We start from the raw sequence: 11901 nt of genomic DNA, 5'->3' as shown, positions 1-11901 counted from the left end.
ACCGCCTCGCATGCCGCGCCGGGACACTGACCGCAATCCACGAGAAGGCCAGAAGATGCAAGTATCCAATCCTCCCGCAGCGGTCTACAGCGACACCGTCGTGCGGCAACTCGCCCTGATGTCGGTCGTGTGGGGGGTGGTCGGCATGCTCGTCGGCGTGATCATCGCCTCGCAGCTGGCCTGGCCCGAGCTCAATCTCGGCATTCCCTGGCTCAGCTACGGCCGGCTGCGGCCGCTGCACACCAACGCGGTGATCTTCGCCTTCGGCGGCTGCGCGCTGATGGCCACCAGCTTCCACGTGGTGCAGCGCACCTGCCAGGTCCGCCTGTTTGCGCCGGCGCTCGCCTCCTTCGTCTTCTGGGGCTGGCAGGCCGTGATCGTGGCTGCCGCCATCAGCCTGCCGATGGGCTACACGAGCGGCAAGGAATACGCCGAGCTCGAATGGCCGATCGACATCCTGATCGCCCTGGTGTGGGTGGCCTACGCGGTCGTGTTCTTCGGGACCATCGGCACGCGCAAGGTCCGGCACATCTACGTGGCCAACTGGTTCTACGGCGCCTTCATCATCGCGGTCGCCCTGCTGCACATCGTCAACAGCGTGGCGATCCCCGCCGGCTTGATGAAGAGCTACTCGGCCTACGCGGGCGTGCAGGACGCGATGGTGCAGTGGTGGTACGGCCACAATGCGGTCGGCTTCTTCCTCACGGCCGGCTTCCTCGGGATGATGTACTACTACATCCCCAAGCAGGCCGGCCGGCCGGTGTATTCGTACCGGCTCTCGATCGTGCACTTCTGGGCGCTGATCTTCACCTACATGTGGGCGGGGCCGCACCACCTGCACTACACGGCGCTGCCCGACTGGACCCAGTCGATCGGCATGGTGTTCTCGCTGATCCTGCTGGCGCCGAGCTGGGGCGGAATGATCAACGGCGTCATGACCCTCTCGGGCGCCTGGCACAAGCTGCGCACCGACCCGATCCTGCGCTTCCTGATCGTGGCGCTCTCGTTCTACGGCATGGCGACCTTCGAGGGGCCGATGATGTCGATCAAGACGGTCAACGCGCTCTCCCACTACACCGACTGGACCGTCGGCCACGTGCATGCCGGTGCGCTCGGCTGGGTGGGACTGATCTCGATGGGCTCGCTCTACTACCTGATCCCGAGGATGTACAGCCGTAGCGAGATGCACAGCGTCAAGGCGATCGAGCTGCATTTCTGGATGTCGACCATCGGCATCGTGATCTACATCGCCGCCATGTGGATCGCCGGCGTCATGCAGGGCCTGATGTGGCGCTCCATCAACCCGGACGGCACGCTCACCTACACCTTCGTCGAGAGCGTGAAGGCCACCTATCCCTACTACGTGGTGCGCCTGATCGGCGGTCTGCTCTACCTGGGCGGGATGCTGGTCATGGCATGGAACGTCGTCATGACCGTCATTTCGGGACGCTCGGTGCGCGCAGCCATTCCACTGCCCGCAGCCGCAGCCGCCTGAGGAAAGAAGAACATGAGCTCGAACACGCCCAAGTCCGGCTTCTCGCACGAGAAGATCGAGACCAACAACTTCCTGATGATCGTGCTGATCCTGCTGGTCGTCGCCATCGGCGGCCTGGTCGAGATCGTGCCGCTGTTCTTCCAGAAATCGACCACGCAGGCCGTGACGGGCATGCGACCGCCGAGTTCGCTGCAGGTGCTGGGCCGCGACGTCTACGTGCGCGAGGGCTGCTACAACTGCCACTCGCAGATGATCCGGCCGTTCCGGGCCGAGACGCTGCGCTATGGTCACTACTCGGTCGCCGGCGAGTTCGTCTACGACCACCCGTTCCAGTGGGGCAGCAAGCGCACCGGCCCTGATCTGCAGCGCGTCGGCGGCAAGTACAGCGACGAGTGGCACCGCATCCACCTGAACAACCCACGCGATGTGGTGCCCGAGTCGAACATGCCGGGCTACGCCTGGCTCGAGAAGGCGCCGCTCGACGGAGCCGAGGCTGCAACCCACATGCGTGCCCTGCGCCGCGTCGGCGTGCCTTTCACCGATGAGCAGGTCGCCGCGGCGCCGGCCGAGGTGAAGGGAAAGACCGAGATGGATGCGCTGGTGGCCTATCTCCAGTCGCTCGGGCTCGCGGTCAAGTAAGGAGCGCCTCATGGACATCACCACCTTGCGGATCGTGGCCACGCTGGCTTCCTTCGCCACCTTCATCGGCATCTTCGTATGGGCTTACTCGCGCCGCAACGCGAAACGGTTCGAGGGCGCCGCCCAACTGCCGTTCGAACAGGACTGAGAGAGCAACATGAGCGATTTCTTCAGTGACTTCTGGTCGAACTATGTCGCCATTGCCTCGCTGGGCAGCATCCTGCTGTGTGCATTGCTGCTGTGGCTCGTTGCCCGCGCGAAGGTTCCGGGCGGGACCGATGAAACGACCGGACATGTCTGGGACGAAGACCTGCGCGAGGCCAACAATCCGATGCCGCGCTGGTGGATCGGACTCTTTGTGCTCACGATCATCTTCGGCCTGGCCTACCTGGTCGCCTACCCTGGGCTGGGCAGTTACCAGGGCGAGCTCGCCTGGAGTACCGAGAACGAGTATGCGAAGGACCTTGCCAAGGCCAAGCGCGAACTCGAACCCGTCTACGCCGCCTATGCGGTCATGCCGATCGAGCGCGTGGCGGGCGAACCCGCGGCGGCGGCGATCGGCGAGCGCCTGTTCCTCAACAACTGCGCGCAGTGCCACGGCTCGGACGCGCGCGGCAGCAAGGGCTTTCCGAACCTGGCCGACCGCGACTGGCTGCACGGCGGCGCACCGGAGAAGATCAAGGAATCGATCACCCGGGGGCGCACCGGCGTGATGCCGCCGATGGCCGAGGCGGTCGGCACCCCCGAGGATGTCAAGAACGTCGCCAACTATGTGCTGAGCCTGTCGGGCAGCCCGCACGATTCGGTCCGCGCCGGCCTGGGCAAGAGCAAGTTCAGCGCCTGCGCGGCCTGCCATGGCATCGGCGGCGTCGGCAACCCCGCCATGGGCGCGCCGAACCTGGCCGACAAGGTCTGGCTGCACGGCTACGGGCAGGAGGCGATCATCTCGATCATCAACACCGGCAGGACCAATCAGATGCCGGGGCAGCAGGGCCGCCTGACCGAGGCCCAGATCCATGTGCTGGCCTCCTATGTCTGGGGCTTGTCGAACAAGCCTGCCGCTGCGCCCTAGGGCTGTCATGAAGGATGCCGCTTCCGCGTCGACCCCGGTGAGGCGCCGGGTGATCCCGATCGCCGCCGTTAAGGAAGGTGGCGGCCTGTTCGCCGCGCACCAGAAGGTCTATCCCCGCACGGTGCGCGGCGTCTTCGCGCGCTGGCGCTGGGCCATGGTGTTCCTGACGCAGCTCGTGTTCTACGGCCTGCCCTGGCTCGAGTGGGGGCAGCGCCAGGCGGTGCTGTTCGACCTGGGCGCGCGGCGCTTCTACATCCTCGGCCTGGTGCTGTACCCGCAGGATCTGATCTATCTGACGGGCCTGCTGGTGATCTCGGCGCTGTCGCTCTTCCTCTTCACCGCGGTGGCCGGGCGGTTGTGGTGCGGCTATGCCTGTCCGCAAACGGTCTACACCGAGATCTTCATGTGGGTCGAGCACAAGATCGAAGGCAACCGCATCGCGCGCATGCGCCTGGACGAAGGCGACCTCTCGCTCGAGAAGCTGGTCAAGAAGTGGTTCAAGCACATCGTGTGGCTCGGCATCGCGCTGTGGACCGGCTTCACCTTCGTCGGCTACTTCACGCCGATCCGCGAGCTGGGCCTGGAATTCCTGCAAACGCGCATGAGTTCGTGGGAGGTGTTCTGGGTCTTCTTCTACGGCTTTGCGACCTACGGCAATGCGGGTTTCATGCGCGAGCAGGTCTGCATGTACATGTGTCCCTATGCGCGCTTCCAGAGCGCCATGTTCGATCGCGACACGCTGATCGTGAGCTACGACAGCGAGCGCGGCGAACCCCGCGGGGTGCGTTCCAAGAGCAGCAATGCCCGCGCTCAGGGGCTTGGCGACTGCATCGACTGTTCGTTGTGCGTGCAGGTCTGCCCGACCGGCATCGACATACGCAAGGGGCTGCAGTATGAGTGCATCGGCTGCGGGCTCTGTGTGGACGCCTGCAACACCGTGATGGACAAGATGGCCACACCGCGAGGTCTGATCCGCTACGCGACCCAGAACGGCATGGCCGGCCATTGGACGCCGAGGCAGGTGTTGCGCCGCGTGCTGCGCCCACGGGTGCTGATCTACACGGGCTTGCTCGCTGCGCTGACGATGGGCGTGCTGGCGAGCCTGGTCGTGCGCATGCCGCTGAAGGTCGACGTGGTGCGCGACCGGGCTTCGCTCGCGCGCATCGTCGAGGGCGGTCAACTCGAGAACGTCTATCGCCTGCAGATCATGAACGCGACCGAGCAGGTGCAGCGCTACCGCATCGAAGCCAGGGGGCTGGAAGGCTTGAGCGTGTCGCCGCCTGATCCGGTCGAGGTCGGTTCTGCGCAGTCGCGCTGGGTCGCGGTGCGCCTGCAGCTCCCCTACGGCAGCGCCACCGCGGGTTCCCACGTCGTGCACTTCGACGTGCGCTCGGCCGACGGCAGCGCGCAGGTGTCGGAGAAGGCGACCTTCCTGGTGCCTCGTTGAGTTGGCAAAGAGGAGACAAGATGGACGATCATGCGATGACTTCCCCGAAGAGCGAACCCTGGTGGCAGTTCCCGCTGCTGTGGATGGTGATGGCCGGGCCCGCGGTGGTCGTCGTCGCCAGCTTCGTGACGCTCTGGCTCGCCCTGCGCACGCCCGATCCGGTGGTGGCGCCGGACTACTACCACCAGGGTATCGAGATCAACAAGCATCTGGTCGAAAAGAAACTGATGCCCGCGCTGGCGGGCCGCAATCATGCGGCAACGCCTGATGCCGACCTGCCCGCACCCAGGCGCTGATGGTCATGAAGACGCGCAACTGGATGTCGATTCTCTGGCCCGCCTTTCTGCTGGCGAGCGCGGCCGAACTGCTGGTTTTTGCGCTGGTCGACCCCGGCGACCTCCACTGGCGCGGCGAGGCCGTCGGCCTGTCGCGCCAGGCGGTCTATGCGGCCGGCTTCTTCGCCTTCTGGCTGCTGGCGATAGGGTCGAGCGCGCTGACGCTGCTTTTGACCAGGCCGGCCTCCGAGATCAACAACCGGGAGGATTGACGATGCGCCGGAGCGCCTCGGCGTCGACGATGCGAAGATTGCGCTTCTCCACCTCGACGATCCCATCCTCCATGAACTTGGAGAGCGTTCGGCTCACGGTTTCGAGGGTGAGTCCGAGGTAGCTGCCGATCTCCTCGCGGGTCATGCGCAGCACGAACTCGGAGCGCGAGAAACCGCGCGCGTGCAGGCGCTGCACGAGGTTGAGCAGAAAGGCCGCGAGGCGTTCCTCGGCCCGCATGCTTCCCAGCAGCAGCATCACCCCGTGCTCGCGCACGATCTCGCGGCTCATGATCTGATGCACGTGGCGCTGCAGCGCCGAGACCTCGCGCGACAGTTCCTCGATTCGGTGAAAGGGCATCACGCAGACCTCGGCATCCTCGAGCGCGACCGCGTCGCAGGTGTGCTGGTTGTTGACGATGCCATCGAGGCCGATGATTTCGCCGGCCATCTGGAAACCGGTGACCTGGTCGCGCCCATCCTCGGTCGCCACGCGGGTCTTGAAGACACCGGTGCGGATCGCATAGAGCGAGGTGAAGGGCTCGCCGTTGCGAAAGAGCGTCTCGCGGCGTCGGACCTTGCGCCGCGTGGCCACGATCTCGTCGATGCGTTTCAATTCGCTCGGCTCCAGCCCCGCGGGCATGCACAGCTCGCGCAGGGTGCAACTGGAGCAGGCGACCTTGATGTGTTCGGCTTTCATGGAGGGCGTCGAGGGTTGCAGTGATTCTGTGACGCGGTGCGCCGCCCAGGCTTGATGCACATCAAGGATGACGGGTCGACCTGCCCGCATAGTGGGTCATTGCTTGCCAGACCCACCGCCGCAATGAACACATCTCTCGCCCTCGCCCCTGCCGATTCATCTCGCGTCCCGGCCGAGCACAACCGCACGCGCTTCTCGCGCATCGTCTGATCATGCAGACTGCGCTCGCCAGCACTGCGCTCCTGATGGGATTGGTCGGCGGGCCCCATTGCGTCGCGATGTGCGGTGCTGCCTGTGCCGGCGTGATCCGTATCGTGCGCGTGCCGGTGGATGGTGGTGTGGCGCCGCTTTCGGCGAGCCCTCCGGCTGTTTCCGCATCCGTCGCCTTCCATGCGGCCCGTATCGCAGGCTATACGGCTGCCGGGGCGGCCGCCGCAGCGGCGATGCAGAGCCTCGGGTTCGCAAGCGAACAGGTCGCGGCGTTGCGCCCTCTGTGGGTGCTGCTTCATGTGTTCGTGCTCGCCTGGGGCCTGGTGCTCGCCGCACTCGGGCGACAGCCACTCTGGGCGCACCGTATCGGGCGCGCGCTCGCTACGCGCCTGCGGCCGCTCACCGGTTCGATGGCCGGCGTGCTCGCGACGGGTGCGCTCTGGGTCTCCATGCCTTGCGGTCTGTTGTATTCCGCGCTGATGCTTGCCGGGCTGGCCAACGGACCGGCGCAAGGCGCACTGACGATGGCCCTCTTTGCCGTGGGCAGTGGCGTGTCGCTGGTTCTGGCCCCTTGGCTGTGGCAGCGCTTGCGTTCAGGCGCCAGCATTGCGCGCAAGGAATGGGGAACCCGGCTTGCCGGCGGCCTGCTTGCGGCAGTGGCAATTCCGGCACTGTGGATCGACCTGAGTCATCAGATCGACATATGGTGCCGCTGAAGGGAGACACCATGAGACGCACCATGATCGCGCTGATCGGACTTTCGGCCGTCTGCGCCGCGCTCATGAGCCCTTGCGCTGCCCAGCAGCGCCCCGCGCAGCCAGACCTTCAGATGCAGGGCATGGCCGCCCATGACGTTGCATATCAGGCGGCTCTCGATGCAGCCTCGGCCACGCGAAACGCGTCCAAGGACGCCGCTGCGGCGTTGCTCAAGGCAAGAAGGTATGCAGCTCGGCCCTCTGATCGCCGCGTGAAGGCGGCCGGCGAAGCGGCACGAAAGACCGGGCTGTCCGCCCATCGCGCTTGGCAAAGGGCGCTTGTTGCAGCCGATCGCGCGACGAGCCAAAGCAAGACAGCGGCCGAGCATGCGGCGCAGGCGAGCGAGCAAGCCTCTGTCGCCTGGAATCGGGCGCTCGAGCAGATCGAGGCGGCGTCCGACCAGTTCGCTGGGGCGAGCACGGCGCAAGCCAAGAGCGCCGCGAGCGCTGTCTACGAAGATCTCCGGACAGCGCGCGATGCCTTGCGCATGGCAGCAAAGGCGAGCCACGAGGCCGCTGAGGAATCATGGCGGGCGAAAAGGCGGGCGCTGAGCGGAGAGACAGCTTCGGCCGCGCCTTAGCGCCGGGTTAGCCTTCAATGGAGCACAAACCAGACGGCAGCGGCCCATGCGCATGCGAGGTTGGCAAACAGGCCGGCGGCGATACGCAGCGCGAAGCTGAACCCCCCGCGATGGCGGCCAGGGTACATCGGGTCACCGTGTTGGCGCTGACCGCGACCAAGGCGCCGCGCACGAAGTGATGGTCGGCAAGCGCCCGCCTATGCTGCGACGGCGAAGGTGCGCAGGTCTGCGGCGGCGCGACGATCACCGTCGCCCTTGCGACCCCTTGCGACGTTCGCGCTCGAAGCCGAGCAGGAGCCCGATGCCCAACGCCACGGCCAGGCCGACGACCGCGCCTGACCGGGCGAGTTGCTCATACCTTCAGTGTCGCTTGAAGCTGCGCGTTCGCCGAGCCGCCGGCGCGCCAGGGATATCGCGAAGCATCAATCCAGGGTGATCCAGGCAATCAGCGCCTGGAGGGCGAGCCACAGCAGCGCCGCGCCGAGCAGCACCAAGACCGCGACGATCATCCACATGGCAGATCTCCAAAGGCGCCTCGATGGGCCGACATTCACGGTCGTCCTGGCCGGCCTCGAGGGCTGTCGCTGGCACAGGTGCTGACGCCGAGCAGCGCGTAGGCGGGGCAGGCGCCGGAGAGGCCTGTCAGCAGGGGCACGATGCCCAGATATCCCCATGGCCCGATCGTCCCGGCAGCCGACAGGCCGATGAGCGCGGCACCCGCCGTGATGCGCAGCAGGCGATCGGCAGCTCCAACATTCCGCTTCATTGCGCACGCTCCTTGTGGCTTCAATGCATCCATCGTGCGCCAGACATGGGCGGGCGTCCTTGCGATGGATCAAGGGGTGATGATCGGACTGTTCAATGCCTTGACCACGCGCCGCACGCCCGAATCGGGCGGTTCCGCCGGATCGGCCTCGAAGCCCATGGCGCGCGCCAGGTTCAGCATCCGCGTGTTCTCGCGCAGGATGATGCCCACGAGACGGCCGATTTCGCGGCTCCTGGCGTGCTCGATCATTTGCGCGAACAGCAGCTTGCCGAGCCCGGCGCCCTTGAGATCGGAGCGCACGATGATGGCGAACTCGGCCTCCACCCGGTCGGGATCGCTCACGGTACGGGCCACGCCCAGCGTCTCGGGTGCGCCCTGCGCGTCGGAGCCTTCGGCAATGAAGGCCATCTCACGGTCGTAGTCGATCTGGGTGAGGCGGGCGAGCTCGCTGCGCGGCAGCTCACGCCTTGTCTGGAAGATCCGCATGCGAATGTCTTCCGGGTCGAGTTGCTCCAGAAAGCGCCGGTGCTGCGCCTCGTCCTCGGGGCGGATCGGCCGCAGCGTGATCTCGCGGCCGTTCCAGGTCAGGGTGCGGACCCATTGCGAAGGATACGGAAGGATCGCAAAGCGCTCCGCCCCGGCGACCGGCCGCGCGGCGACGCGAATGCGGGCATCGAGAGCGACAGCGCCCGATTCGTCGACATACAGCGGATTGATGTCGAGTTCCGCCAGCTGCGGCAGATCGGCGAGCATCTGCGACACGGCGATCAGCACGTCGTAGAGCGCGTCCATCCGGGCCGGCGGATGGTCGCGGTAGCCGGCCAGCAGGCGCGACACGCGCGTGCGCGAGACCAGCTCGCGCGCCAGGCTGCGGTTGAGAGGGGGCAGGGCGACGGCGCTGTCGGCGGTGACCTCCACCGCGGTGCCGCCCTGGCCACAGAGGATCACAGGGCCGAACACGCTGTCGATGCTGGCCCCGACAATGACTTCCTGGGCATGAGGCCGACGCACCATCGGCTGCACAGTGAACCCGTCGATGCGCGCATCGGGCCGGGCGGTCCGCACGGCCTGCAGCATCTCGCTGACCGCATGGTCCAGCGATGCCTGGTCGCGCAGGTCGAGCCGGACGCCACCGACGTCGGATTTGTGCGAGATGTCGCGCGAGACGATCTTGAGCGCCACCGGGTAGCCGACTTCTCGCGCCGCTGAAAAAATGGCCTCGGCCGAGGCGGGAACCGCGAGCGTGGGCACCACCGGCACGCCATAGGCCTTGAGCACGGCCTTGGCCTCCTGCTCGCCAAGCCATTCGCGACCTTCGGCGAGCACGGCGTCCAGCCGGCGGTATGCCGAGGCGACATCGGGCACCGGGTTTTCGCTGGCGCTCGGTGCCTCGATCAGGGTGTCCTGGTTGCGTCTGTAGGTTTGCAGCATCGCGAAGGCGCGAACGGCTTCCTCCGGCGTCGGGTAGTCGGGTATGCCGGCCTGTTCGAACAGCTGGCGCGCCTGGGCGACGGCGGCGTCGCCGAGCCAGGCGCTCATGACGCGCGGCCCGGTTGTGCGCAGCAAGGGCAGGCAGGCGCGCGCGATGTCGTCGCTGCGAACGATCGCGGTCGGCGCGTGGACGAACAGCACCGCGCCGGCCGACTCGTCGGCCAGCAGGGCCGACAGCGTGTCGGTGTAGCGCTCGATCGGCGCATCGCCGATGATGTCGATCGGGTTGGCGTGCGACCAGTTGGCCGGCAGCACCGCATTCAAGCGTTCCAGCAGCGCCTCGTTCGGCTCGGCGAGCGTGATGCCGGACCGCGCGGCCGCGTCGGCTGCCATCACGCCGGCGCCGCCGCCGTTGGTCATGATGGTCAGCGATTCACTGCGGTTGCCGCGAAAACGCGCCAGGGTCTCGGCCGCGATGAACAGGTCCTGCAGCGTGTCGACACGCAGCATGCCGGCGCGGCGGATGGCGGCGTCGTAGACGGCGTCCGAACCCGCCAGCGCACCGGTGTGCGAGGCGGCGGCGCGCACGCCGTTGCCGGCGCGCCCGGCCTTCACGACGATCACCGGCTTGTTGCGCGCCGCCGCCCGCGCGGCGGACATGAACTTGCGCGGCGACTCCACCGATTCGACGTAGAGCAGGATGGATCGCGTGCGCGCGTCGCTCGCCAGATGGTCGAGCAGATCGCCGAAATCAACGTCGCAGTGGTCGCCGAGGGACACGAGGTGCGACAGGCCGATGCCGCGGCTCCTGGCCCAGTCAAGTACCGCGGTGACCAGCGCGCCGGACTGCGACACGAAGGCCAGCTCCCCCGGCAGCGCGTCGGTATGAGCGAAGCTGGCATTCAGCCCGATGTGCGGGCTCAGCAACCCGATGCAGTTGGGCCCCAGCAGGCGCATCAGGTAGGGCTTTGCCGCATCGAGCGCTGCCTGCTTCTGCGCTGGACTCAGACCGGCGGTCACGATGATGACGGCGCGGGTACCCATTGCGCCGAGTTCGGCGACCAATTGGGCCACCGTGTGCGCCGGCGTACACAGGAGGGCGAGATCCGGTGCGCCGGGCAGATGGGCAGCCTGCGCGAACACCGGCGCGCCATCCAGCACAGCGTGCTTGGGATTGACGGCGTAGATCGGACCCGCGAAATGGCCGGCGCGCAGATTGCGCCAGACGGTGGCGCCGACACTGCCTTGGCGGTTCGAAGCGCCGAACACGGCGACCGAGTTCGGAGACAGCAGGCGGTCGAGATGGCGAATGGTCAAGGGGGGCCTCCGGCGAAAAGCCGATCATGCGCAGCGGAGCACGCCTCTGCCTTGACGAACATCAAGCCGAAGCGTGCGGCGGCTGCCACGTATCGGCCAGCCGTCATCCCATGCCGCCTGACCGTCTGCTGCCGGTCGCGCGAAGACCGAAGGGATGCCGCTCAGCCTGAGACTTTCGCGTCAGACCCTCTCCATCGTGTCCAGCAACACCGTCTGCATCACGCGTCGGTGCGTCTCCGAGCGTCGAGCCTCGTCGAGCAGGTTCGATGGCGAATGCAGCGCCCAGCGAGGATGGTGCGTGGCATCGACCACGAAAATCGTCGCGTCGTTCGATGCCGCCTGCAGGTGCTGGCCCAGGCGCACCTCGAAGCCGATCTGCCGGGCGGCCGCGAGAAACGCGTGCCCGCGCTTCGTTCGCGGGTCGCCGAGATAGAGGAGCGAAGCCTTTGCTGATGGCAGGCGTTGGTCGCTGAGCGTCATGAGATCCGCCAGCACCTGCACCGGATGATCTTGCAGGGCCAATCCTGCGTAGACCGGCACGCCCGCCTCCTGCTCGATCTGGCGCACGGTGGCCGGAGCCAGCGTTCCGCAGTCGATGGCGTCGTACATGCGTCCCAGCATCCGCGCCAGGCCGCGGAGATCGTCGCGTCCCGACGCGCCGGCCGGTTCGGCGAATGGCACCTCGGCGACCCGGGCGCCGAGCTCCAGCGCGGCGCGATGGAGGGCGGGCGTTTCCCCGGTGGGCGATCGGCCCAGCAGCAGGGCGATGTTCTTGCCGTGCAACGGCTTGCCGAGCGTGCCCGCGTGCGCCTGCAGGCGCCGGGCGGCCGCGAAGATCGCCAGGATGTCTCCCGCGGCCATCGGCCTGTTCTGCGACAGGCGGTGAGAAGGAAGGGAGAGAGCGGATTCCACAGGAGCGAGGGTAGGGCGCGCTGCGGTCACGA

General features: G+C 67.0%; 13 protein-coding genes. 9 read left to right on the top strand and 4 right to left on the bottom strand.

What is annotated here, in order from left to right:
• The first annotated feature begins 55 nt into the window (after positions 1 to 55).
• Genes ccoN through ACSQ9I_RS35630 form a run of 7 tightly spaced genes read left to right on the top strand, consistent with a single transcriptional unit; the run spans position 56 to position 5200 of the window.
• The gene (ccoN, locus tag ACSQ9I_RS35660; protein WP_436316678.1) at positions 56 to 1495 is read left to right on the top strand and encodes a cytochrome-c oxidase, cbb3-type subunit I; all 1440 of its coding nucleotides are present in this window, start codon (positions 56 to 58) and stop codon (positions 1493 to 1495) included.
• Positions 1496 to 1507: 12 nt separating this feature from the next.
• Positions 1508 to 2134 (top strand): cytochrome-c oxidase, cbb3-type subunit II, encoded by a 627-nt coding sequence (ccoO, locus tag ACSQ9I_RS35655; RefSeq protein WP_436316677.1) that lies wholly within the window; start codon positions 1508 to 1510, stop codon positions 2132 to 2134.
• Between the two features lie 10 nt (positions 2135 to 2144).
• On the top strand, positions 2145 to 2282 hold the full coding sequence (locus ACSQ9I_RS35650) for a cbb3-type cytochrome oxidase subunit 3 (protein WP_436307656.1): 138 nt from the start codon (positions 2145 to 2147) through the stop codon (positions 2280 to 2282).
• A gap of 9 nt (positions 2283 to 2291) precedes the next feature.
• Positions 2292 to 3206, top strand: coding sequence for a cytochrome-c oxidase, cbb3-type subunit III (gene ccoP / locus ACSQ9I_RS35645; RefSeq protein WP_436316676.1), 915 nt, complete (start codon positions 2292 to 2294; stop codon positions 3204 to 3206).
• A gap of 7 nt (positions 3207 to 3213) precedes the next feature.
• Positions 3214 to 4653 carry a cytochrome c oxidase accessory protein CcoG gene (gene ccoG, locus ACSQ9I_RS35640; protein ID WP_436316675.1) on the top strand — a complete coding sequence of 480 codons (1440 nt, stop codon included), beginning with the start codon at positions 3214 to 3216 and terminating at the stop codon, positions 4651 to 4653.
• 20 nt (positions 4654 to 4673) lie between these two features.
• Positions 4674 to 4949, top strand: coding sequence for a FixH family protein (locus ACSQ9I_RS35635; RefSeq protein ID WP_436316674.1), 276 nt, complete (start codon positions 4674 to 4676; stop codon positions 4947 to 4949).
• A 5-nt stretch (positions 4950 to 4954) separates the two neighbouring features.
• Entirely contained in the window at positions 4955 to 5200 is a 246-nt protein-coding gene (locus ACSQ9I_RS35630) for a hypothetical protein (RefSeq protein WP_436316673.1), read from the top strand.
• On the opposite strand, the gene fnr is transcribed toward ACSQ9I_RS35630, so the two are convergent.
• Entirely contained in the window at positions 5181 to 5897 is a 717-nt protein-coding gene (fnr, locus tag ACSQ9I_RS35625) for a fumarate/nitrate reduction transcriptional regulator Fnr (protein WP_436316672.1), read from the bottom strand. The genes ACSQ9I_RS35630 and fnr overlap by 20 nt on opposite strands.
• Before the next feature lie 212 nt (positions 5898 to 6109).
• Here fnr and ACSQ9I_RS35620 point away from each other — a divergent pair, with 212 nt between their 5' ends.
• On the top strand, positions 6110 to 6823 hold the full coding sequence (locus tag ACSQ9I_RS35620) for a sulfite exporter TauE/SafE family protein (protein WP_436316671.1): 714 nt from the start codon (positions 6110 to 6112) through the stop codon (positions 6821 to 6823).
• Positions 6824 to 6846: 23 nt separating this feature from the next.
• A complete protein-coding gene (locus ACSQ9I_RS35615; RefSeq protein ID WP_436294363.1) occupies positions 6847 to 7443 on the top strand; it encodes a hypothetical protein in 597 nt (198 codons plus the stop codon).
• 550 nt (positions 7444 to 7993) lie between these two features.
• Here the strand turns inward: ACSQ9I_RS35615 and ACSQ9I_RS35610 are convergent.
• From ACSQ9I_RS35610 to ACSQ9I_RS35600, 3 genes are all read right to left on the bottom strand, one after another.
• Entirely contained in the window at positions 7994 to 8209 is a 216-nt protein-coding gene (locus ACSQ9I_RS35610) for a YgaP family membrane protein (RefSeq protein WP_436316669.1), read from the bottom strand.
• A gap of 69 nt (positions 8210 to 8278) precedes the next feature.
• Positions 8279 to 10957 (bottom strand): bifunctional acetate--CoA ligase family protein/GNAT family N-acetyltransferase, encoded by a 2679-nt coding sequence (locus ACSQ9I_RS35605; protein WP_436316668.1) that lies wholly within the window; start codon positions 10955 to 10957, stop codon positions 8279 to 8281.
• Positions 10958 to 11137: 180 nt separating this feature from the next.
• Positions 11138 to 11818 carry a hypothetical protein gene (locus ACSQ9I_RS35600; protein ID WP_436316667.1) on the bottom strand — a complete coding sequence of 227 codons (681 nt, stop codon included), beginning with the start codon at positions 11816 to 11818 and terminating at the stop codon, positions 11138 to 11140.
• Positions 11819 to 11901: the final 83 nt, after the last annotated feature.

It is taken from the genome of Variovorax sp. LjRoot84 (genome assembly GCF_964254305.1).
Classification (GTDB): Bacteria; Pseudomonadota; Gammaproteobacteria; order Burkholderiales; family Burkholderiaceae_C; genus Variovorax.
The sequence above is the reverse complement of the archived record's forward strand: the minus strand, read 5'-3'. Positions and strand labels throughout refer to the sequence as shown.